Origin of the sequence: Sphingomonas sp. Leaf62, assembly GCF_001421915.1 — a bacterium.
Classification (GTDB): domain Bacteria; phylum Pseudomonadota; class Alphaproteobacteria; order Sphingomonadales; family Sphingomonadaceae; genus Sphingomonas.
Window position 1 is genome coordinate 114839 of record NZ_LMLN01000030.1, and the last position, 22945, is coordinate 137783.

The window sequence follows — 22945 nt, forward strand, 5'->3', positions numbered from 1 at the left end:
GTTACTCCGCCGCGGTCTCGTGCGGCTCGCTGCGCTCTTCGACCGCTTCCTCGGCCTGCGCGATCGCCACGGCCAGTTTGGTGAGCGGACGCGGCGATTGCTCGACGACCGGTAGCGGATCGATCGACTTGCCGCCGGTGTCGATGTTGAGCGTCTCGAACCGCTTGGCCGAAGTCATCACCTGCGATTCGAGGCTGCCGACGAACGCGTTATAGGCAGTGTTCGCGCCCTCCAGATTCTTGCCGAGCTTCGCGACGTGATCGCCCATCTTCGCCAGACGGGCGTGAAGTTCGCGGCCGAGCTGACCGATCTGCCGCGCCTCTCCCGCCAGCTTTTCCTGCCGCCAGACCGCCGCGACGGTGCGGGCGATGGCGATCAGATTGGTCGGCGTCGCGATCAGCACGCGGCGGTCGAAGGCATAGTCCCACAGGTCGGGCGCGTGTTCGAGCGCGGCGGCAAGGAAATGCTCGCCGGGCACGAACATCACGACATAGTCGGGCGTATCCTCGAACTGCGACTGATAGCTCTTGGCCCCCAGCGCGTTGACGTGGTTCTTCATCGAGGCAACGTGGGCGGTCATGAAGGCGGCGCGCTCGACCTCGTCGACCGCACCATGCGCGTCCTGATAGGCGTTGAGCGAGACCTTGGCGTCGATGACCAGACTCTTGCCTCCGGGTACCTTGACGATCGCGTCGGGGCGCAGCCGCCCGTCGCCGTGATCGACCGAAACCTCCATCTGGAAATCGGTATGTTCGGCAAGCCCGCAGGTTTCCAGCACGTTGCGCAGCTGCTGTTCGCCCCAGCGGCCGCGGGCCTTCGGCGCGGAGCGCAGCGCGTTGACCAGCTTGGCCGCTTCGCTCTTCACGGATTCCTGACCGATGCGCATCGCGTCCATCAGGCCCTTCAGCGTGCCATAGGCCTCCTGCCGTTCGCTCTCGACCTTGCCGATGCTGGCTTCGTAGCGTTTCAGCGTCGCCTCGACCGGGGCCAGCAGCGCCTTCAGCTTCATCTCGTTGGTGTCGCCGGCTTGGGCGAAGCGTTCCTGTGCGCGGTGCAGGAAGGATTTCTGGGCACCGTCGAGCATGACCTGCGCGGTTTCGCGGAACTGCGACGCCATCGCCTCGCGCGCGTCCTTGAACTCGGCCAGCCGTTCCTCGAACGCCGCGGCATTCGCTTTCAGCGCAGCGTGGTCGAGCCGCAATGCATCGCGATCTGCGCGGAGTTCGGCCAGTTCCTCGCGCAGCGTCGGCACTTCCTTCGCACGCTCGCTGGCCAGCGCCAGATCGGCGATCGCCTGTTTGAAGTCGCCCTCGCGCTTGTCGCGCTCCTCGCGCAGCGACTGTACCTGCCGGCTGCCCATCACCCAGCCGATCGCCAACCCCGCAAGCAGGACGGCGGCGACGATGACGATGACGAGCGGGTCCATGCGATACTCCGGGAGGAACGGACCCGGAACTTACCCGCGCCCCGCCCGCCGGACAAGGCGAACGGGGATCGGTTCGTCGCTTACGCCGCCTTGCGCGCCTTGTTCAGTTTCTTGATGACCATATCGCGCTTCAGTCGCGACAGATGGTCGATGAACAGCACGCCGTTCAGGTGATCCATCTCATGCTGGAGACAGGTCGCCATCAGCCCGTCGAGCCATTCGTCATGGCTATCGCCCTTCTCATCCAGCCACGTCACGCGGCAGCGCGCCGGGCGGACGACATCGGCATATTGCTCGGGGATCGACAGGCAGCCTTCCTGATAGGTCGACAGTTCTTCCGACTCTTCCTCGATCACCGGGTTCACGAACGCCCTTGGCGCCTTGATCGGCTTGCCCTCTTCGTCTTCCTCGTCCTGCAGGTCGATGACCAGCACGCGCTTGGGCACCGCGACCTGAATCGCGGCGAGACCGATGCCGGGGGCGTCGTACATCGTCTCGAACATGTCGGCGATGAGCGTCTTTACCTCGTCGGTCACGCCCTCAACCGGTTCGGAGACGAGGCGGAGACGGGGATCGGGGATTTCGATGATCGGAAGAATGGCCATAGCGGCTAGCTAGGTAGCATATTTCCGGCGGTCAAGCGACCGGGCGTCGTGCCCGCAGCGCCTGCGCCAGCGTACCTTCGTCGAGATAGTCGAGCTCGCCGCCGACCGGCAGGCCGTGCGCAAGCTGGGTCAGGCGGACCGGATATTTCTCGATCCGCTCGGCGATGTAATGGGCGGTGGTCTGCCCCTCCAGCGTGGCGTTCATCGCCAGCACGACCTCGTCGATGCCGCCCGCCGCGACGCGGGCGACCAGCGAATCGATCGCGAGGTCGTCGGGGCGCACGCCCTCCAGCGCCGACAGCCGTCCACCGAGCACATGGAAGCGGCCGGGGAACAGCCGCGCCCGGTCGAGCGCCCACAGGTCGGCGACCTCCTCGACCACGCACAGCGAGCGATCGTCGCGGCGCGGATCGGTACAGATGCCGCAGGGATCGGTGGTGTCGACATTGCCGCAGGTCGAGCAGGTCGCGAGATTGCGCGCCACCCGGTCGAGCGCGACCAGCAGCGGGTCGAGCGCAGTCTCCCGCTTCTTGACCAGATGCAGCACCGCGCGGCGTGCCGAACGCGGGCCAAGGCCGGGAAGGCGGGAGAGCGCCTGCGTCAGCGCGTCGATTTCGGGAGAGGCCATCGCACCCAAGATAGGGGGTTGCGCGCGCGGACGCCACGGTGTCGAGAGGGGCCATGCGGATCATCTTCATGGGCACGCCCGATTTTGCGGTGCCGATCTTTCAGGCGCTGGTCGATGCCGGGCATGAGATCGTCGCGGCCTATAGCCAGCCGCCGCGTCGCGCCGGGCGCGGCAAGGCGCTGACCCCCTCCCCCGTCCATCGGCTGGCCGAAACGCTGGGGATCGCGGTGCGGACGCCGGAGACGTTGCGCGATCCGGCGGTGCAGGCGGCGTTTGCCGCGCTGAATGCCGACGTGGCGGTGGTGGCGGCTTATGGGTTGCTGTTGCCGCGGGTGGTGCTGGATGCGCCGCGGCTGGGATGCCTGAACGTGCATGGCTCGCTGTTGCCGCGCTGGCGGGGGGCGGCACCGATCCAGCGGGCCATTCTCGCCGGGGACACGGAGACCGGCGTCGGCATCATGCAGATGGCGGCGGGGATGGATACCGGGCCGGTGCGGCTGGAGGGGCGGACGCCGGTCGATGGCAAGACGGCGGGCGAACTGGCCGACGAATTGAGCGCGATGGGCGCGCGGCTGATGCTGGCGGTATTGGCCGACCCCGACGCCTATCCGCCGGTCGAACAGGCCAGCGACGGCGTCACCCATGCCGCCAAGATCGACAAGAGCGAGGCGCGGTTGCGCTTTAATGGGAGTGCGGTGGAGGCCGAGCGGCAGGTGCGGGCGTTCAATCTGGCACCGGGGGCATTCTTCGAGCTGAACGGCGAGCGGGTGCGGGTGCTGGCGGCGGAGGTCGTCGATGCGGCAGGCGCGCCGGGCACGGTGGTCGACGCGGCGCTGACCATCGCCTGTGCCGAGGGCGCATTGCGACCGACGCTGGTCCAGCGGGCCGGGCGTGGCGCGATGACCCGGGCCGAGTTGCTGCGCGGCTTTGCGATCCCCGAGGGTACGCTGCTGGCATGACCCGCTTTGCCTTGACGGTCGAATATGACGGGCGGCCGTTCGTCGGGTGGCAGCGTCAGTCCGAGGGCGCGAGCGTACAGGCTTCGATCGAACGCGCGCTGTTCGAGGTGACCGGCGAGACCGCCGCCGTTCATGCCGCCGGGCGGACCGATGCCGGGGTCCATGCCACCGCGATGCGCGCCCATGTCGATGTCGCCAAGCCGCTGCCGCCGTTCCGGTTGATGGAGGCGCTGAACGCGCGGCTGCGGCCCGATCCGGTGGCGATCCTCGATTGTCGGGTGGTTGCCGACGACTGGCATGCGCGCTTCTCGTGCGTGCAGCGCGCCTATGTCTATCGTATCGTCTGTCGGCGGGCGCCGCTGACCCATGAGCTGGGGCTGGCGTGGCGGGTGCCGCAGGAACTGGATACGGCGGCGATGGCAGCGGCGGCGGCGCGGCTGGTCGGGCGGCATGACTTCACGACGTTTCGATCGGCCCATTGTCAGGCGGACAGCCCGCTCCGGACGCTCGATCGGCTGGAGGTGACCCGGGACGGCGAGCGGATCGCGATCCATGCCGCCGCGCGGTCGTTCCTGCACCATCAGGTGCGATCGATGGTCGGCTGTCTGGCGATGGTCGGACAGGGCAAGAAGACGCCCGACGATCTGGCCGATATCCTCGCAGCGCGCGACCGGTCGGCGCTGTGGCTGAATGCGCCGCCCGACGGGCTGTATTTCGTGGGTGCGGATTACCCCGGCTGAACGTCAAAGGTCACAAAGGTCACACTCGCACGCCATTCGCGCGATGACCGGATTTGCCCTTCGCCTGCCAACGATCCTGGATGGCAGGTCCGGGGTGTGTAGGAAAGTCAGCGCACCAGCCGCGCGACCAGTTCGACATGAGTCGACCAGCGGAATTGTCCGACCGGCTGTACCCAGTCGATGCGATAGCCAGCCTGAACCAGCGCCTTAGCATCACGGGCGAAGCTACTGGGATTGCAGGAAACATAGGCGATGACCGGCACCTTCGCCTCGGCCAGTGCCAGCGCCTGTTCGCGTGCCCCGGCGCGCGGCGGATCGAGGATGACCGCGTCGAAGCGATCTAGTTCGGCCGGCGTCAACGGACGGCGAAACAGGTCGCGATGGTCGGCGACGACCGACCGTCCGGCGCGGGCGGCGGCTAGCTTCAGCGCCATGATCGCTTCGCGCCCCGCCTCGCCCGCATAGGTGCGGACCTTGGCACCGCGCGACAGGGTGAAGGTGCCGAGACCGGCGAAGAGATCGGCGACGATCCCCGCATCGGCGACCGCGTCGTCGACCGCCGCGATCAGCGCGGCCTCGCCGTCGCCGGTGGCTTGCAGAAAGCTGCCCGGGGGGAACGACACCGGCACGCCGCCCAGCGTCACCGTGACCGGTTCCGGTTCCCAGCGCGCCTCCGCCCCCATGCCGTCGTCGATCGACAGCCGGGCCAGACCCTGTTCCTGCGCAAAGATCGTCAATGCTTCGGCGGCGGCCAGCCCCTCGGCGACCTTGCCGATGATGAGCACGTCGACGCCCTGATCCACCCCCGCCAGATGCACGTCGGCGCGCGAGCGGTCCTTGAGCGCGATGGCGAGCAGCCGGCGCAGCGGGCCGATCGCGTCGAACAGTTCGGGCAGCAGCACATGGCATTCGCGGATGTCGACGATGCGGTGGCTGCCCGATTCGGTGAAGCCGAGCGTCACCTGCTTGCCGCGCCGATCGGCGTGGAGCGTCGCGCGACGGCGGGTCTTCGGGGCCGACAGGATCGCCGGACGAACGGTCGCGGCCAGCGACTGTGCGGCGAGCGCCCCGGCCACCCGGTCGGCGACGAACCCGGCTTCGGTTTCGAGGTCGAGATGCTGGAGCTGACACCCGCCACAAGTCGGGAAATGGCGGCAGAGCGGCTCGGCGTGATGCGGCCCCGGCGCGATCGATCCATCGCCAAGCAGGCGGTCGCCCGGCGCAGCGAAGGGCACGTGACAGCCATCGCCGGTCACCCCCTCGCCCCGCGCAGCGACGCGGACGATCACATCGTCATCGGTCAGCGACATTCGGCGATCGCCTGTCCCAGATGGTCGATCAGCGCATCGGCGACGAACGCCGGGCCGGCGAGCCGGGCGGCGCGGCCATGCAGCCACACCGCCTGTTCGGCGGCGGCCGCTCCACCGGGCCGCAGGCGCGCGGCGAGCGTGCCGGCCAGCACGTCACCGGTGCCGGCGGTCGACAACCACGTTGGGGCGTGGGCGGACAAAATGGCGGTGCCTTGCGAGCAAGCGATCACGGTATCGGGGCCTTTATGAACGATGGTCGCGCGCGCCTGTAGCGCAGCGTGGCGGGTCCGGTCGATCTTGTTCCGGCCCTTGGCCGGAAACATGCGGGCGAATTCGCCTTCGTGCGGAGTCAGCCAGGTCGGGGCGGTGCGGGCGGCGATCCGCGCCACGCCCGCCGTGCCGAGCAGCGAGATGGCGTCGCCGTCGATCACCAGCGGGGCGTCGGCGGCGAACGCCGCATCGAGCAGGGTGCGAGCACGATCGTCGCGACCGAGGCCCGGCCCTATTAGCACTGCCGCAAGTCGCTCGTCACCAAGCAGCGCCGCCGGGTCGTCGCGGCGGACCAGCGCGTCGGGACCGCCCTGCCCTGCAGCGTCGCCGGTCAGCACGACATAGCCAGCACCGGCCGATAAAGCCGCACGGGCGGCGAGGCGGGCGGCCCCCGGCATGGCACCGCCGAGGACAGCGATCAGGCCGCGGGTGTATTTATGGGCGTCGCGCGCGGGCGGATCGATCGTCGGGCGGCGGATCGTGTGGACGATGGCAGGGATCGGAATGCCAAGGTCGGCCAGCACGACATGCCCCATGCGGCCGGCCTCGGGGCCAGTGCCGTGCGCGGGTTTCAGCGCTCCCAGCGCGACGGTCAGGTCGGCACGACCGGCACCGGCAAAGGCGTGTTCGGCGTCGCTGTCGACCCCGCTGGGCAGGTCGATCGCGACGACGAAGGCGTGGTCGGACAGTGTGGCGAGGCGATCGGCCAGTGTCGGATCGAGCGGGCGGGTGACCCCGGTGCCGAACAGGCCATCGATTAGGATCGGTCGGGGTTCGGCTTCCTCGATCGATCGGATCGGACCGGTCCATGCGGACCTCATTCGGGCAGCTGCGCCATCTGGCTTGGCGGGGAGCGCCGCCATGGTGACGTCATGGCCCCATTGGTGCAAAAGTCGTGCGACAACAAATGCGTCGCCGCCATTGTTACCGGAGCCTGCCAGCACGAGGATCGGCTGACCGAAGGCGAGCCGGCGGACCTGTTGCGCGACGGCAGTGCCAGCGCGCTCCATCAGCGTGTCCTGCGAAACCCCGGTAGCGAAGGCCGCTTCCTCCGCTGCGCGCATCTCGGCGGCGCGAAGGATCGGGGCGGCGGCGGGGAGGTGCGTCATCGCGCGACCGGACCGATCGTGGCGGGCAGGCGATACCGCGCGTCGCCGATTGCGACCTCGATCCGGTCGTTGCCGATGACCGTGACCCGCGCCGCCTCCGCGCCGTCCGCCGCGACGACGCCGCGGCCGTCACGGGTGATCCGCAGCCGGTGGAAACCGCCATCTGGCTGGCGCAAGGTCAGGATGGTGTCGGCGCCATCGGCGGTTCGTTCGACCGTGCAAGCGGCCGCGACCGGCGCTGCGCCGGTGGCGCATTCGATACGGCCGGCATCCGCCGCGGCGGCACGCTGCCCGGCCTCGACATTGGCGAGGACGTCAGGGTCGGGTCGTCGATCGCATGCCGCCAGCAGCAGGGCGGGGATCAGGAGAGCACGTTTGTCGATCATTGGTGAGTCGATACCATATGTCGATCGACGGGTATCGTCGCGTATGTTGCCGTTCTCGCCGTTTACGGCCGCCCCCCCCGGCGATGGCGAAACCTCTGCGAAAGTCTCAGACCCAACCACAAAACCGACGTACCCCCGCGTAGGCGGGGGTCCAGAGCCAAACAAAACAGACACTTGCGCTAGAGGTGGACCCCCGCCTGAGCGGGGCTACGCAATATCGCGGATCGCGACGGCCAAGGGTATCCCCCTGCCCCCAGCTAAATGGGAGTACGGCACAAGGCGGGAGGATGAGGACCTTCGCAGATCCCCCGCCCTCGCCGCATTACGACATCGGCAAGGCAACCCCGTCAGATGTCGGCGTAGACGTGCCGTTCGGCCTTGGCGCCCGGATGGGTTACCGCCCCCTGATAGGCTGGGCCGACCGTGGTCGAGTAGCGCCACAGTGCACCCGCCTGATAGTCGTTGACGCGCGGTTGCCATTTGGCGCGGCGGTCGGCCAGCACGTCGGGGGCGACGTCGAGGTCGATGGTGCCGGCTTCGGCGTCGATGGTGATGATGTCGCCTTCCTCGACCAGCGCGATCGGACCGCCCTCGGCTGCTTCGGGACCGACATGGCCGATGCAGAAGCCGCGGGTCGCGCCCGAGAAGCGGCCATCGGTGATCAGCGCGACGCTTTCGCCCATGCCGAGGCCGTAGAGCGCGGCGGTGGTCGACAGCATCTCGCGCATGCCGGGACCGCCCTTCGGCCCTTCATAACGGATCACGACGACCGATCCTTCCTTGATGCTGCGCGCTTCGACGGCGGCGAAGGCGTCTTCTTCACAATCGAAAACCTGTGCAGTTCCCGTGAATTGCAGACGTTTCATGCCAGCGACCTTCACGATCGCGCCATCGGGGGCAAGCGTTCCGCGCAGGCCGACGACGCCGCCGGTCGGCGACAACGGCGTCTTCACGTCGTAGATCACCTTCTGATCGGGGTTCCACTTCACTTCGTCGATATTCTCGCCCAGCGTCTTGCCGGTGACGGTCATGCAGTTGCCATCGAGCAGGTCGTTGGTCAGCATCGTCTTCATGAGCATGTAGACGCCGCCGGCCTCGTACATATCCTTGGCGACATATTTGCCGCCGGGCTTGAGGTCGGCAACGTACGGCGTTGATTTGAAAGCCTCCGCGACGTCGAACAGATCGAAGTCGATACCGGCTTCGGACGCCATCGCCGGCAGGTGCAGCGCGGCGTTGGTCGAGCCACCGGTCGCGGCGACGACGCGCGCGGCGTTGATGAAGGCGGCGCGGGTGGCGATGTCGCGCGGGCGCAGATTAAGGCGGACCAGCTCCATGACCTGCCTGCCAGCCGCAATCGCGATCTCTTCCCGGCTGCGATAGGGGGCGGGCACCATGTTCGAATTGGGCAGCGACAGGCCGATCGCTTCACCGACGCATGCCATGGTGTTGGCGGTGAACTGGCCCCCGCACGCACCATGGCCGGGGCAGGCAACCTTTTCGAGCGCGGTAAGGTCGTGCAGCGGACAGGTTCCGGCGGCATAGCGGCCGACCGCTTCGAACACGTCGACGACGGTGACGTCGCGATCCTCGAACCGGCCGGGCAGGATCGATCCGCCATAGACGAAGATCGACGGCACGTTCAGCCGGAGCATTGCCATCATCATGCCCGGCAGCGATTTGTCGCAGCCGGCAAAGCCGACCAGTGCGTCGTAGCAATGGCCGCGCACCGACAATTCGACAGAATCGGCGATGACTTCGCGACTAACCAGCGAGGATTTCATTCCCTGATGGCCCATGGCGATGCCGTCGGTGACGGTGATGGTATTAAAGCGGCGCGGCATCCCGCCGCCGGCCACCACGCCTTCGCGCGCGGCATCGGCCTGAAAATCGAGCGTCGTGTTGCACGGCGCGCTGTCGTTGCCGGCGGAGGCAAGTGCTACGAAAGGCTTGGCGATGTCCTCTTCGGCGATGCCCATCGCGTAGTAATAGCTGCGATGCGGCGCGCGTTCGGGGCCGACGGAAACATGGCGGCTCGGCAGCCGCGACTTGTCGAATTGCTGGGTCATGGCGACAGCCTATTGCGCAAGCGGAGCGTTCAGCGCAAGTCCGTTACGTACGGCCGCGATCATCTCGGTCAGGACGGCGCACCAGCGGGCGACGCCGGCGGGATCGGCGATCAGGTCGTTGCGAATTTCGACCGATAGCGACGCAATCCCCTGCCCATCGGCATGACGGTCGAGCGTCGCGTTCAGCAGGCGGCCGGAATAGGGCTGCTGATCGCCGGTCGGAATGCCGCGTGAGCAGAGGAAGTCGATGGCGATACGGGCGGCGCGGTCGTCGCGGCCGTAGAGGATGCCCGCTTCCCACGGGCGTGGGCCGTCGCCGGTTTCGAGCTGGCGGGTGAAGCTGTGGATCGCGACGATCAGGCGCGGGCGGTCGCGGCGGACCTGCGCACGGATAGCGCGGTGATAGGGGGCGTGGAAGCGGGCGATGCGACCAGCGCGGTCGGCATCGATATTGGCCGGGATGGCATGGCCGTCGGAAACGGTGGGAACCAAGCCGGGATGGTCGCTCTGGCGGTGCAGGTCGATGACCAGCCGCGAGACGGTGCCGAGGATCGCGGGCGCATCGAGACTGGCCGAGAGCGCATGGGTCAGCGGTCCTGCCCCGATATCGACGCCGATATGCAGCGACAGCAATGCGGGCGCGATGGCGATGTCGGGCGGGACGAACGCCGATGCGTGATCGCAGAGCAGCAGCAGCGATGTGTCGCGGCCGGGCAGATGATCGGTCATGGAAACTCCGGCGGGCGGCGGGACTGGAAGGCGGCGAACCCTTCGCGCAGTTCCGGACCGGCAAAGGCGGCGTCGAAGCGGGCCTCGCCACCGGGTTCGGCGTCGAGCGAACGCTTCAGGCTGCGCACGGCTTGCGGGGCGTTGGCGGCGATGCGGTTGGCGAATTGCATGGCGAGCGGGAGGGCTGCGGGCGCGCGGTGGTGGATCAGGCCGATCGCCTCCGCTTCGTCGGCGGCGATGGCGTCGCCGGTGAAGAGCAGTCGGGCGGCGTGCCCCCGCCCGATGGCGGCGGTCAGGCGGGCGATGTCGGCGGGTGGATAGAGGATGCCGAGCCGCGCGGGGGGAACGGCGAAGCGCGCGGCGTCGCCGGCGATGACGATGTCGCAGGCGAGGATCAGCGCAACCGCTGCGCCGAAACAGCCGCCATCGACCGCGGCGATGACCGGCATCGGCAGCGCGGCAACGCCCTCGATCGCGGCGGACAGTGCTTCGCGAAAAGCAGTGGCGCGGTCGGGCTGACGTTGCAATTCGGCGAATTCGGCGATGTCGGCGCCCGCCGAAAAGATGCCCGGTTCGCGCGAGGCGATCAGTACGGCACGGGCGTCCCCGGCGGCAAGATCGGCAACCGTGGCGGCAAGGTCTTGCCAGTGCGCGATCGACAGCGCGTTCCTTGCGCTCCCACGGGACAGCCAGATCGTGGCGATTTGCCCGCCCTGCGTACCCTCGATCATCGGGAAAAAGTGGGCGGCGTCCGGAGAGACCGCCCACGGACGATCCGCTCCTGGCGTTTGATCCGCGCCCCTTGCCCAACAAACTTCGTGCCAGGTGCATCGTCGAGCGGGAACGGCCCATCCTGCCCCGTTTCGATACGGACCGCCGTCACGCGAGGTTCGTTTCGAGGCACCACCAGCCGGGCTGTGCGGCCCGGATAGCGGTGGCAGCATGGGCGCAGGCGGCTGCGTCGTCGAACAGCGCGAAACAGGTTGCGCCCGATCCCGACATGCGGGCGAGCGTGACGCCCGGCGCGGCGTTCAGCAGCGCGAGCACCTTGTCGATCGCGGGTGCCAGCGCGCGGGCGGGCGGTTCGAGATCGTTGCGACCGGCGAGTGCGATCGTCAGCGCATCGCCATCGGCGATCGGACCGCGATCGATGCGGTCCCAGCCGGCAAAGACCTGTGCGGTCGACACCGCGACACCGGGATTGACCAGCAATGCCGGCCGCTTCGGTGTATCGATCAGGGTAAGTTGCTCGCCGCGACCACGCCCGATCATCGTCCGTCCGACCAGACAGGCAGGAACATCGGAACCGAGCCGGTCGGCGATCGCCATCAGCGCCGGATCGTTGAGCGCCACGCCGTGCAATCGCGCCATCCCGCGCAGCGTCGCGGCGGCATCGGCCGATCCGCCGCCGATGCCCGAGGCGACGGGCAAATGCTTGTCGAGCAGGATCGCGAGCTGGTCGCCGGGACCGAAGGCGTCACGGAAGGCGTCGCAGGCGCGGGTGACCAGATTGTCGCCCTCCCCGCTCAAGCCGGCGGCGAACGGGCCGGTGATGGTGAAGCTGTCGTGCGCAGCGGGGGTCAGCATCACCGTGTCGCCATCGGCGACGAACGCGAACAGCGTTTCGAGTTCGTGATAGCCATCGGCGCGCCGCGCACGGACATGGAGCGCGAGGTTGAGCTTGGCGGGAGCGGGTTCGACGATCATCGGATCAGCGTTGCGACGAAGCGGGTCCGTTCGCAAGCTTGCTCGCCAATCGAGCCGCGTCCGCGCCCTCCGCCTCGACCGATGCCGCCCGCCATGCGTAGCGCGCCTCGACCCGGCGACCGGCGCTCCAGTAAACATCGCCGAGATGTTCGTTGATTTCGACATCGTCGGGCGCTTCGCGCGCGGCCCCTTCGATCAGCGGCAGCGCGGCGGTCGGGTTGCCGGCCCGGAACCGCGCCCAGCCGAGCGAATCAGCGATCGCCGGGTCCTTGGGCGCGAGCGCATGGGCGCGTTCGAGCATGCGCGTCGCTTCGACGACATTCTCGCCGCGATCGACCTGTGCATAGCCGAGATAGTTGAGCGCGGCGGGTTCCTGCGGGGCCAGCTCGACCGCGCGGCGCAGCATCGGCAGCGCCCCCGCCCAGTCGCCCGCGCGGTCGAGCGCCGCGCCGCGTTGCAGATAGAGCGACCAGTCGTTCGCCGCGTCCGGCCGGGCCATGGCGCGGGCATAGACGGCGGCGGCTTCCCCGGCCCGACCGGTTTCGAGCAGCAAGTCGGCGTAGCGGCGCAGGCCGGCGGTGGTCGCGTCGGGCCGATCGACCTGTTTGGCGGCCAGCGCCAATGCCTCATCGGGGTTGCCAGCGCGCTGCTGGATGACGATGGCCAGCGCGGCGGCGCTGGTCGCGAAGGGATCGTCGGCGGGGATCGCGGCCAGCGTCGCCTGCGCCTCGGCGGTCGCTTCGCTGCGGGCCAGCGCATCGGCCAGCGCGAGACGGGCGCGCGAGTATCCGGAATCGAGCAACAAGGCCGACCGGCTAAGCATGATCGCCAGCGGTTCGGTCCCCTCGGCCGACAGGTCGCCGGCCATGCGCGCGAACAGGCGGGAGATGCCGAAGCGGGCATCGCCCCGCCGGCCGCGACCAAGCGTCGCGGCGCTGCGCGACAGAACCGGGTCGCTCCCGGCAAGCAGCGACCGCGCCGTCGCACCATCGCCTGCCCGGGCCAACAGTTGCGCGGCGTTCAGGCGAAAATCGGCGTCGTTGCCGCCGGTGGTCAGGAGCGCACGGACCGCGGCGACGCCTTTGTTCGCCTGCCCGGTCGCGAGCAGGCGGAGCGCGCGGTTCTCGGCGGCATAGCGGCGGGGGATCGCACCGCCGTCGCTGGCGATCGCCGGCGCAGACTGATCGACCCATTCGGCCAGCAGCGGCGCGAGGAAGCCCAGCGGCGATCCCGCCAACCGGGTCAGCGCCGTCCGCTGTCCGGCCACATCGCGCCGGACGACGGCATCGGCGAGGCCGAGAATGTCGAGATCGGGCGGCGCGACATCGGCGGCGCGCAGCACCGCCCCTGCGCGGCGGGCAAGCGCCAGGTCGCCACTCGCCAGCGCCTCCCGCAGCGCGCGCACGGCGATGACCGGATCGGACGGCTGTGCCGCCAGCGCCAGTGCATAGCCCTGCGCCGCGATCGTCACCCGGCCATCGGCATCGGCGGCGCGAGCACGGGCATAGGCGGCCAGCGGGGTGTCGGCGGCGGCCGGCGACGCGACCAGCGCCGCCACCAGCAGACCGATACTACATGTTCGGATAATTCGGTCCTCCGCCGCCTTCCGGCACGACCCAGTTAATGTTCTGCGTCGGGTCCTTGATGTCGCACGTCTTGCAATGGACGCAGTTCTGCGCGTTGATGACGAATTTCGGATCGTCGCTCTCCGCCCCGACGATCTCATATACGCCCGCCGGGCAATAGCGTTGCGCGGGTTCGTCATAGAGCGGCAGATCGTATTTTACCGGGACGTCGGGGTCCTTCAGCGTCAGATGGACCGGCTGATCCTCCTCGTGATTAGTGTTCGAGAGGAACACCGAGGACAGGCGATCGAAGCTCAGCACGCCATCCGGCCTGGGATAGGCGATCGGCTGCACCTGATCCTTGCGCCACAGGCTTTCGTGATCGGGATGATGGCCCATGGTGAACGGCATCCGCAGCCCCCAATGCTCCGCCCACATCGTCACGTTGGCGACGCCCGACCCGATAAAATCGCCGAATTTCTTGACCAGCGGCACGACGTTGCGGACGGTGCGCAGTTCCTGATACACCCAGCTCGCTTCATAGGCGGCGGTATAGGCGGTCAGTTCGTCGCCCCGCCGCCCGTCGCGCACGGCGGTAAAGGCGGCTTCGGCGGCCATCATGCCCGACTTCATCGCGGTATGGATGCCCTTGATCCGCGGCACGTTCAGGAACCCCGCCGAACAGCCGACCAGCACGCCGCCGGGGAAGGTCAGCTTCGGCACCGACTGCCACCCGCCATCGTTGATCGCGCGCGCGCCATAGGACACGCGCTTGCCGCCCTTCAGGATGGCAGCGATCGCCGGATGGGTCTTCCACCGCTGCATCTCGTGGAACGGCGATAGATAGGGATTCGAATAGTTGAGCCACGTGACGAAGCCGAGCGCCACTTGCCCGTTCGCCTGATGATACAGGAAGCCGCCGCCATTCGACCCGCGCGTTTCGCTCAGCGGCCAGCCCTGCGTATGGATCACGCGGCCGGGGACGTGGTTTTCGGCCGGAATGTCCCACAATTCCTTGATCCCCAGACCATAGACCTGCGGCTGGCTGTCGCGCGCCAGATCGAAGGTACGGATGACCTGTTTCGACAGATGCCCGCGCACTCCTTCGGCGAAAAACGTATATTCGGCATGGAGTTCGAGGCCGGGCTGCCAGTCGGGCTTGTGCGTACCGTCGCGCGCCACGCCCATGTCGCCGGTCGCGACGCCCTTTACCGAACCATCCGCATGATACAGGATTTCGGCCGCCGCGAAGCCGGGGAAGATCTCGACCCCCATCCCCTCGGCCTGTTCGGCCAGCCAGCGGCACATATTGCCGAGCGACCCGGTATAGGTGCCGGTGTTCTGCATGAACGGCGGCAGGATGCGGTGCGACACTTCGCTGCTGTCGGTTTCCGACAACAGCCAGTGGTGGTTCTCGGTCACCGGAACCTCGGCCATCGGGCAACCCATCGTCCGCCATTCGGGCAGCAGTTCGTCCATCGCGCGCGGATCGAACACCGCGCCCGACAGGATATGGGCACCGACCTCCGATCCCTTTTCCAGCACGCACACGGCCAGTTCCTCGCCCGTGTCCGCCGCCATCTGTTTCAGCCGGATCGCCGCGGACAGGCCGGCAGGCCCCGCGCCGACGATCACGACGTCATAGGGCATCGATTCCCGTTCGCTCATCTTCCATCCTCATCGCGGGCGCTGCGCACTGCCCGTATCGTCGCGTCGCTGCAACGCCCTGTCCTCCTCACGATTTGGGCAGATTGACGGGGAGGTCAAGGAGAGCGTTAAAGGCGACATGGGGGCGGACCAGCATATCCAGTGGCACGAAGCCGCAGCTAGCGCACTGGAATGGTGGCAGGATGCCGGTGTCGACACGCTGGTCGAGGACGAACTGCGCGACTGGTTCGCAGCCCCCGTCCCGACCCGAGCGCCCGCTGCCGTAGCGTCGACGCCCGCCGCCGACCTGCCACCCGACACGCTTGATGCGTTTCTGGCATGGCGCATGGGCGATGCCGCGCCCGAGGCGGGATGGACTGGCGAACGCCTGACCGTCGCCCACACAAAAAATCCCGCGCTGATGATTCTGACCGACCTGCCCGAAGCCGATGATTCGGCGGAAACGGGCTGGATGACCGGTCCGGTCGGCATGCTGCTCGACCGGATGCTGGCGGCGATCGGGCTGGACCGGGGTGCGGTGACGATCGCCGGCGTCGCACAGGCGCGGCCGCTGGCCGGACGGGTGCCGGACGAGGCGCAGGCGACGCTCGACGATCTGGCGCGGCGGCTGGTGACGCTGGTCGCGCCGCGCAAGCTGTTGTTGTTCGGCGCGGAACCGTGCCGGGCGTTGCTGGGGCCGGACGGGCAACGCGGTGGTTTACGGACCCTTCACCATGATGGCATAGACTGCCTCGCCATCGCCACTTTCCATCCGCGCTTCCTGTTGGAGCGGCCCTTGGCCAAGGCGGAAAGCTGGCGGCATTTGCAGTTGCTTACCAGGGAAACGACCACGTGAAGCTGACCCCCATCGTGTTCGCGGCGCTCATGCTGCCCGCCCTCCCCGCCTATGCCGGCGAAGCGCCGACGCTGGCGAGCGTCGCCCGGACCCCGGTCGAGGCGCGGGTGCCACCGCAATTGTCGCCCGAAGATCGCGATGCCTATACGCAGGTATTCGCGGCGATCCGCGGCGGGCGCTGGGCCGATGCGCAATTGCGGCTCGACGCGATGAAGCCGGGGCCGCTGCATGCCGTCGCCCGGGCTGAACTCTATACGGCCAAGGGATCGCCGAAGGTCGAGCTGCCGCAGTTGCTGGCGCTGCTGACCGAGGCACCCGACCTGCCGCACGCCCCCGATCTTGCCCGCCTCGCCAAGCTGCGCGGAGCCGACGCCCTGCCCGAACTGCCGACGCAGCAGAAGCTGGTATGGTTCGATGCCGCGCCGGTGCGGCTGCGCGCCAAGGCGGCGCGCAGTGACGCGGCCGCCGCGCAACTGCTCGACGCGATGAAGCCGTTCGTGAAGGTCGATGACGGTGCCGCCGCCGAAGCGCTGATTGCCACGCGCGAGTCGGACCTGACGCCCGAGGCGCTGACCGAGATGCGCGGGCGGGTCGCGTGGATCTATTTCGTGGCGGGCGACGATGCCAATGCCCGCCGGCTGGCGGCGGTGGCGCAGCGCGGCTCGGGCGACTGGGCGGCACAGGCCGACTGGACGCAGGGGCTGGCGGCGTGGCGGCAACAGGATTGCGCGGCGGCCCAGACCGCCTTTGCCAGCGTCGCGCAGCGCGCGGGCGATACCGAATTGCGCTCGGCCGGACTGTATTGGGCGACGCGCGCCGATATTGCGTGCGGGCGGCCCGACCTGGTGCAGGGGCGGTTGCAGACGGCGGCGCAATATGGGGAAACCTATTACGGGTTGCTGGCGCGGCAGGCGCTGGGGCTGATCGACGGGGCCGATGCGGCATCGCGCGCGCCGGCGACCGACGACTGGCGCGCGCTCGAGCGCCGGTCGAACGTCAAGGTCGCCGCCGCGCTGACCGAGATCGGCGAAGGCGCGCTGGCCGACAAGTTGCTGCGATATCAGGCGCGAATCGGCGGCGCCGGCGACTATCCGGCGCTGACCCGCTTGTGCGGCAGCCTGAACCTGCCCGCCACGCAATTATGGCTGTCGCATAACGGACCGCAGGGTGCCCGGCCGCTGGTCGAGGCGCGCTATCCCGCCCCCGACTGGACGCCCGAGGGTGGCTGGCGCGTCGATAAGGCGCTGGTGTTCGCACACACGTTGCAGGAATCGCGCTTCGATGCCGGTGTCGTCAGCCCGGCCGGCGCGACGGGGCTGATGCAGATCCGGCCCGGTGCGCTGACCGATTACGCCCGCGCGCACGGGTTGCAGCTGGAAAAGTCGGCGCTGTCGAAACCGCAGGTCAATATGGCGGTGGGACAAAGCTATCTGGAGCAGTTGCGCGACCGGCCGTTCACCGGCGGGCTGCTGCCGAAAATCATCGCGGCCTATAATGCCGGGCCGACCCCGGTCGAAGCATGGAACGTCCAGTTGCGCGACGGCGGCGATCCACTGATGTATATCGAATCGATCCCCTATTGGGAGACGCGCGGCTATGTGATGACCGTGCTGCGCAATTACTGGATGTATGAGAAGCAGGCGGGCAAGCCGTCGGCCAGCCGCGCCGCGCTGGCGCAGGGGATGTGGCCGAAATTCCCCGGCCTGCCGGGTGCCGCCGCGATCCGCGTGAGCAAGACCGGCCGGACGCGCGTCGCCGATGCCCATTGATGCAAGCCGGGCCTTCGTGCCCGTGCGGATCGCGGTACTGACCGTATCGGACACGCGGGGGCTGGCCGAGGATCGGTCGGGCGACACGCTGGTCGCGCGGGTCGAGGGCGCGGGCCATGCCCTTGCCGACCGCGCGATCGTCCGGGACGATATCGACACCATCGTCGCGCAACTGAACCAGTGGATCGACGACGCTGCGATCGACTGCATCATCACCACCGGCGGCACCGGGGTTACCGGCCGCGACGTGACGCCCGAAGCGGTCGAGCGGATCGCGACGAAGCTGATCCCCGGTTTCGGTGAGCTGTTCCGCTGGCAAAGCTATGCCAAGATCGGCACCTCTACCATCCAGTCGCGCGCGACCGCCTGTGTCGCGCGCGGCACCTATGTCTTCGCGCTGCCCGGATCGACCGGCGCGGTGAAGGACGGCTGGGACGGCATCCTTGCCGAACAGCTCGACAGCCGCCACCGGCCGTGCAATTTCGTCGAGCTGATGCCGCGCCTGCTCGAACGATAGGGGTTATTCGGGCACCATCGCCGCCAGCACATGCCCGTCGGGATCGCGGAAGTGGAACCGGCGTCCGCCGGGGAAAGCGAAGATCGGCTCGACGACCGTGCCCCCGGCGGCTTCGACCGCAGCCAGCGTCGCTTCGAGGTCCTCGACCTGAATAACGGGCAGCATGACCGTCAATCGCGTATCGGCGTCCAGCCCCAGATCGGTATCGCCGGTCGTCGTCGCGGCATAATCCGTGCCGTAAGCGGTAAAGGTCCAGCCCATCACCTTCGCGTAGAAATCCGCCGCTGGTCCGGTCTCCGCCACCGGCAGTTCGAGATAGTTCAATCGCGCCATTATAGCCTTTCTCCCTTGTTCTTGCTTCGTTCTAATGGAAGCGATAGGATCGCGCAATGCGCAACCGTCCTGCCCGTGGAGCGACCGAGAATGCGGTGAGCAACCGTTTCGCACTGCCGTCTCGCGATGCGGACGGCGACTGGCTCGATTGGCGGGAGACAGTCGATGGCGCGGAGCCGGTCCTGCGGACGACGGTGACGATCGAACAGCCACGCACGATCATCGCCCGCAACAGTTCGCCAGACATGCCGTTCGATCGGAGCATCAACCCGTATCGGGGCTGCGAACACGGCTGCATCTATTGCTTCGCGCGGCCGAGCCATGCCTATCACGACCTGTCGCCGGGGCTGGATTTCGAGACGAAGCTGTTCGCCAAACCCGATGCGGCGGAGTTGCTGCGTGCCGAACTTGGCAAGCCCGGCTATGTCGCGCAGCCGATCGCGATGGGGACCAACACCGATCCCTATCAGCCGATCGAGCGCGAATGGCGGATCACGCGCGACTGTATCGCAGTGCTGGCGGAGACGAATCATCCGCTGACGATCACGACCAAATCCGATCGGGTGGTGCGCGACATCGACCTGCTGGCACCAATGGCGGCCAAGGGGCTGGTGAACGTCACGCTGTCGGTGACGTCGCTCGACCCGGTGATCGCGCGGACGCTGGAGCCGCGTGCGCCGCATCCGGCCAAGCGTCTGGACGCAGTCGCGAAGCTGAACGCGGCGGGGATTCCAACCTATGTCTCGATCTCGCCGGTCATTCCCGCGATCACCGATCATGAGGTCGAACATCTGATCGAACGCGCGGTGCAGGCGGGGGCGAAGGGTGCGTATTTCCTGCCGGTACGATTGCCGCATGAGGTGGCGCCGCTGTTCCGCGCATGGCTGGAGGCGCATTTTCCCGATCGCGCGGGAAAAGTGATGGCGATCGTTCGGTCGCTGCGCGGCGGGCGCGACAATGATCCGGCATTCCATTCGCGGATGCGCGGGCAAGGGGTGTGGGGACGGTTGCTCGCGACGCGCTTCGCCATCGCCTGTCGTCGGCACGGATTGACGGGCGGCCATGCGCCACTGCGCTGCGATCTGTTCCGCCCGCCGGCCGGGGCGCAGGGCGAGTTGTTCAGCTGAGCGACGGAACCGTTGTCGTATCGCAACGTATTCCGAACGAGACTGAACGGGGACTGCCTAAGATGACGAAACGGATCTGGACCGCGGCCATGCTGTGCGCCGCGACGATCACGACCCCGGTGGCGGCGCAGACGCGATCGATCTCGCAGAACGACCGCGCACAGGGCGCGCAGGCCAATCCGCAGTTGCTGGCGCAATATGGCGGCCGCTATTCGGGGCCGCAGTCCGCCTATGTCGAGCGCGTCGGCAAGCGGGTGGCGGTGCAGTCGGGCCTGTCGAACGCCAGCGGCGACTTCACGGTGACGCTGCTCAATTCGCCGGTCGAGAACGCCTTCGCGATCCCCGGCGGCTATGTCTACATCACGCGGCAGTTGCTGGCGCTGATGAACAGCGAAGCGGAACTGGCGGCGGTGATGGGACATGAGGTCGGCCATGTCGCCGCCCGCCATAGCAATTCGCGCAGCACGCGTTCGACGCTGGGCACGCTGGGCGCGACGCTACTGGGGGCGGTGACGGGCAGCGATCTGGTCGGGCGGATCGCCGGGGTCGGGTCGCAGCTCTACACCCTGTCGTACAGCCGCAATCAGGAATATCAGGCCGATCAGTTCGGCGTCCGCTATGCGACGGCGGCGGGCTATGCGCCGTCGGGCATGGCCGACGCACTGGTCCAGCTGAACGAAGCGCAGGCGCTGGCGGCGCAGACCAGCGGACGGGGCGGTAACGCCGTACCGACGTGGATGAGCACCCACCCCAATGGCGCCGATCGCGTCCGGCGCGCACAGGCACTGGCGCAGCAGGCGGGCCGCGCAACGACGCAGCCGGCGCAGGACGTGACCTATCTGCGGATGCTGGACGGGCTGCGCTATGACGATGATCCCGCGCAGGGCGTGATCGACGGCACGACCTTCAAACACCCCGCGCTGCGCGTCCGCTTCACCGCGCCGGCCGGCTATGCGCTGCAGAACGGCACCGATGCGGTGACCATCGCCGGGCAAGGCGGACAGGCCGAGTTCCGGATGGGCCCGGCGGGCGATCCGGCGAGTGTCGTACGGCAACGGCTGACGGCACTCGGCGCGCAGAATGTCGGCGAGCCGGAGCGGACGCGGATCAACGGCACCGAAGCGGCGATCGGCACGGTGCGCGCGAACGCGAACAACCAGGCGGTCGACGTCACCGTCGTCGCCTATCGTTATCCATCGGCGACCTATTATTTCCAGATCGTGACGCCCGCCGGACGCGGCATCGGCCCGTTCGAATCGCTGCTCGACAGCTTCGGCACGCTGAGCCAGACCGAGGCGAATGCGATCGTCGGCAAGCGCATCCGCATCGTCACAGTGAAAGCGAGCGACACGATAGACTCGCTCAGCCGGCAGATGGCCTATCCCGATTTCCAGCGCGACCGCTTCTTGACGCTGAACGGGCTGGAAGACGGCGCGAGGCTGGTGCCGGGACAGTTGATGAAGGTCGTGGTGCGGGGCTGACCCCTTCACCTCCCCTGCCGCCCGTGCGAAGGGCCGGGGATGACCAGTCACGACGTCATCATCCTCGGCGCGGGCGGTGCGGGCCTGTTCTGCGCCGGCATCGCCGCACAGCGTGGACGGCGGGTGCTGGTCGTCGACCATGCATCGGAGCCGGGACGCAAGATCGTCATTTCGGGTGGCGGGCGCTGTAACTTCACCAATGTCGGGACGAGCTGGGACCGCTATGTCTCGGCCAACCCGCAGTTCGCGCGGTCGGCGCTGGGCCGCTATACCGCGCAGGACTTTATCGCGCTGGTCGACCGGTACGGCATCGCGTGGCATGAGAAGACGCTCGGGCAACTCTTTTGCGACGGATCGGCCCGACAGATCGTGACGATGCTGCTGGACGAGGCGGCGGGGGCGGACATCCGGTTGGGCCAGCCGATCCGCGACGTGACCCATGCCGATGGAGTCTTCACCGTGCGACATGGCGATCTCGACGCGACGGCACCGGCGCTGGTCGTCGCGACCGGTGGGCCTTCGATCCCCAAGCTCGGCGCGACCGGCTTTGCCTATGACCTTGCCAAGCGCTTCGGCCTAAAGCTGGTCGAGCCGCGGCCGGCGCTGGTGCCGTTGACGCTGCCGCCCGGGGACGCGCTGTTCCGCGACTTGTCGGGGGTCACGACCGAGGTCGTTGCGGGCGCGGGCAAGGCGATGTTTCGCGAGGCGGCGTTGTTCACCCATCGCGGGTTGTCGGGGCCGGCGATCCTGCAGGCATCGTCCTATTGGCGGCATCGCGAGGCGGTCACGATCGATTTCGTGCCCGACAAGCCGGCGGGCTGGCTGCTCGCCACCAAGCGGGCGCGCCCGCGTGCCGGGCTGCGATCGGCATTGGGCGCGGCCCTGCCCGACCGGCTGGCCGAGGCACTGGCGGCGAAGTTCGCGGTGACGGGTGAACTTGGCAATGCGCGCGATGCCGTGCTGGGCGATATCGAACGGCGGCTGTCGGGCTGGCAATTCCATCCCGACGGTACCGAAGGGTTCGCCAAGGCCGAGGTGACCGTCGGCGGGGTCGCGACCGATGGCCTGAACCAGAAGACGATGGCGGCAAAGCACCTGCCCGGCCTGTATGTGATCGGCGAGGCGGTCGACGTGACCGGCTGGCTCGGCGGCTATAATTTCCAATGGGCATGGTCGAGCGGCTGGGCGGCGGGACAGGCGGTGTGACGCGGAAGGCGTCGTTCCCGCCGGTGGTCGATGCAGGGACGCGTGTGCTGATCCTCGGCAGCCTGCCGGGTGACGCCTCGCTGGCGGCGGGGCGCTATTACGCGCATCCGCAGAACCAGTTCTGGCGGTTGCTGTCGCCGGTAATCGGGGTCGAGCTGCCTGCGCTTGCGTATGACGACCGGCTGGTGGCGCTTCGGACGGCGGGGATCGGGCTATGGGACGTGGTGGCGAGCGCGACCCGGTCGGGCAGCAGCGACGCTGCGATCCGCGATGCGACCGCGAACGACGTGGCGGCGCTGATCTCGACGCTGCCCGCGTTGCGACTGGTGGCGTTCAATGGCGGGACGGCGTGGAAGGCCGGACGCGGCATGGTGGCCGGGGTCGAGACGCTGGCGCTGCCGTCGAGCAGCCCGCTGCATACGGTCGGGGTCGCGGCAAAGCAGCCGGCATGGGATGCAATCGGGGACTGTCTCCCAGCATAAGTGCGCTGGCCGTCCGGCCATCGA

At 68.2% G+C, this 22945-nt stretch carries 22 protein-coding genes; 9 read left to right on the forward strand and 13 right to left on the reverse strand.

The genetic code is table 11. The features are described 5' to 3' along the window. Position 1 precedes the first annotated feature (1 nt). The 3 genes from rmuC to recR form a co-directional block, all read right to left on the reverse strand. Complete coding sequence (rmuC, locus tag ASE91_RS15855; RefSeq protein ID WP_056627882.1) at positions 2–1426, reverse strand: DNA recombination protein RmuC; 1425 nt, start codon at positions 1424–1426, stop codon at positions 2–4. An 80-nt stretch (positions 1427–1506) separates the two neighbouring features. Continuing rightward, positions 1507–2031 carry a peptide deformylase gene (gene def, locus ASE91_RS15860; protein WP_056627884.1) on the reverse strand — a complete coding sequence of 175 codons (525 nt, stop codon included), beginning with the start codon at positions 2029–2031 and terminating at the stop codon, positions 1507–1509. A 31-nt stretch (positions 2032–2062) separates the two neighbouring features. Further along, complete coding sequence (recR, locus tag ASE91_RS15865) at positions 2063–2659, reverse strand: recombination mediator RecR (protein WP_055999512.1); 597 nt, start codon at positions 2657–2659, stop codon at positions 2063–2065. 53 nt (positions 2660–2712) lie between these two features. On the opposite strand from recR, the gene fmt reads away from it, so the two are divergent. Together fmt and truA are read left to right on the forward strand one after the other, a co-directional pair. Further along, positions 2713–3618 carry a methionyl-tRNA formyltransferase gene (fmt, locus tag ASE91_RS15870; protein WP_056627891.1) on the forward strand — a complete coding sequence of 302 codons (906 nt, stop codon included), beginning with the start codon at positions 2713–2715 and terminating at the stop codon, positions 3616–3618. Beyond that, entirely contained in the window at positions 3615–4358 is a 744-nt protein-coding gene (truA, locus tag ASE91_RS15875) for a tRNA pseudouridine(38-40) synthase TruA (RefSeq protein ID WP_056627894.1), read from the forward strand. The genes fmt and truA overlap by 4 nt, the downstream gene beginning before the upstream one ends. 107 nt (positions 4359–4465) lie before the next feature. Here truA and ASE91_RS15880 read toward each other — a convergent pair whose 3' ends face one another. The 9 genes from ASE91_RS15880 to ASE91_RS15920 form a co-directional block, all read right to left on the reverse strand. Continuing rightward, positions 4466–5668: a class I SAM-dependent RNA methyltransferase gene (locus ASE91_RS15880; RefSeq protein WP_056627898.1), complete on the reverse strand. Its 1203-nt coding sequence runs from the start codon at positions 5666–5668 to the stop codon at positions 4466–4468. Next, a complete protein-coding gene (locus tag ASE91_RS15885) occupies positions 5659–7047 on the reverse strand; it encodes an NAD(P)H-hydrate epimerase (protein WP_200911272.1) in 1389 nt (462 codons plus the stop codon). The genes ASE91_RS15880 and ASE91_RS15885 overlap by 10 nt, the downstream gene beginning before the upstream one ends. Beyond that, entirely contained in the window at positions 7044–7433 is a 390-nt protein-coding gene (locus ASE91_RS15890; RefSeq protein ID WP_056627901.1) for a hypothetical protein, read from the reverse strand. Before ASE91_RS15890 ends, ASE91_RS15885 begins: the two co-directional genes overlap by 4 nt. A gap of 347 nt (positions 7434–7780) precedes the next feature. Continuing rightward, positions 7781–9502 carry a dihydroxy-acid dehydratase gene (gene ilvD / locus ASE91_RS15895; protein ID WP_056627905.1) on the reverse strand — a complete coding sequence of 574 codons (1722 nt, stop codon included), beginning with the start codon at positions 9500–9502 and terminating at the stop codon, positions 7781–7783. A 9-nt stretch (positions 9503–9511) separates the two neighbouring features. Beyond that, positions 9512–10231, reverse strand: a complete 720-nt coding sequence (locus ASE91_RS15900) for an N-formylglutamate amidohydrolase (RefSeq protein ID WP_056627908.1) — start codon at positions 10229–10231, stop codon at positions 9512–9514. Next, positions 10228–10962: an enoyl-CoA hydratase/isomerase family protein gene (locus tag ASE91_RS15905; RefSeq protein ID WP_056627911.1), complete on the reverse strand. Its 735-nt coding sequence runs from the start codon at positions 10960–10962 to the stop codon at positions 10228–10230. The genes ASE91_RS15900 and ASE91_RS15905 overlap by 4 nt, the downstream gene beginning before the upstream one ends. Positions 10963–11110: 148 nt before the next feature. Then, complete coding sequence (locus tag ASE91_RS15910; protein ID WP_056627914.1) at positions 11111–11938, reverse strand: 4-(cytidine 5'-diphospho)-2-C-methyl-D-erythritol kinase; 828 nt, start codon at positions 11936–11938, stop codon at positions 11111–11113. A gap of 4 nt (positions 11939–11942) precedes the next feature. Next, the gene (locus ASE91_RS15915; protein WP_235530526.1) at positions 11943–13496 is read right to left on the reverse strand and encodes a tetratricopeptide repeat protein; all 1554 of its coding nucleotides are present in this window, start codon (positions 13494–13496) and stop codon (positions 11943–11945) included. Positions 13497–13509: 13 nt separating this feature from the next. Further along, on the reverse strand, positions 13510–15171 hold the full coding sequence (locus ASE91_RS15920) for an electron transfer flavoprotein-ubiquinone oxidoreductase (protein ID WP_056627918.1): 1662 nt from the start codon (positions 15169–15171) through the stop codon (positions 13510–13512). A 118-nt stretch (positions 15172–15289) separates the two neighbouring features. On the opposite strand from ASE91_RS15920, the gene ASE91_RS15925 reads away from it, so the two are divergent. The 3 genes from ASE91_RS15925 to moaB are packed head-to-tail and all read left to right on the forward strand — an operon-like array spanning position 15290 to position 18292. Continuing rightward, positions 15290–16006, forward strand: a complete 717-nt coding sequence (locus tag ASE91_RS15925) for a uracil-DNA glycosylase family protein (protein WP_056627921.1) — start codon at positions 15290–15292, stop codon at positions 16004–16006. 29 nt (positions 16007–16035) lie between these two features. Further along, positions 16036–17775 carry a lytic transglycosylase domain-containing protein gene (locus ASE91_RS15930; RefSeq protein WP_056628772.1) on the forward strand — a complete coding sequence of 580 codons (1740 nt, stop codon included), beginning with the start codon at positions 16036–16038 and terminating at the stop codon, positions 17773–17775. Then, positions 17765–18292, forward strand: a complete 528-nt coding sequence (gene moaB, locus ASE91_RS15935; RefSeq protein WP_056627924.1) for a molybdenum cofactor biosynthesis protein B — start codon at positions 17765–17767, stop codon at positions 18290–18292. The genes ASE91_RS15930 and moaB overlap by 11 nt, the downstream gene beginning before the upstream one ends. 3 nt (positions 18293–18295) lie before the next feature. On the opposite strand, the gene ASE91_RS15940 is transcribed toward moaB, so the two are convergent. Continuing rightward, a complete protein-coding gene (locus tag ASE91_RS15940) occupies positions 18296–18625 on the reverse strand; it encodes a VOC family protein (RefSeq protein ID WP_055999549.1) in 330 nt (109 codons plus the stop codon). Between the two features lie 56 nt (positions 18626–18681). Between ASE91_RS15940 and ASE91_RS15945 the strand changes: the two genes are divergently transcribed. From ASE91_RS15945 to ASE91_RS15960, 4 genes are all read left to right on the forward strand, one after another. Next, complete coding sequence (locus tag ASE91_RS15945) at positions 18682–19752, forward strand: PA0069 family radical SAM protein (protein WP_056627927.1); 1071 nt, start codon at positions 18682–18684, stop codon at positions 19750–19752. Between the two features lie 62 nt (positions 19753–19814). Continuing rightward, entirely contained in the window at positions 19815–21233 is a 1419-nt protein-coding gene (locus ASE91_RS15950) for a M48 family metalloprotease (protein WP_082454070.1), read from the forward strand. A 39-nt stretch (positions 21234–21272) separates the two neighbouring features. Next, entirely contained in the window at positions 21273–22439 is a 1167-nt protein-coding gene (locus ASE91_RS15955) for an NAD(P)/FAD-dependent oxidoreductase (protein ID WP_056627931.1), read from the forward strand. Then, on the forward strand, positions 22397–22921 hold the full coding sequence (locus ASE91_RS15960; protein WP_056627933.1) for a DNA-deoxyinosine glycosylase: 525 nt from the start codon (positions 22397–22399) through the stop codon (positions 22919–22921). Before ASE91_RS15955 ends, ASE91_RS15960 begins: the two co-directional genes overlap by 43 nt. Positions 22922–22945 lie beyond the last annotated feature (24 nt).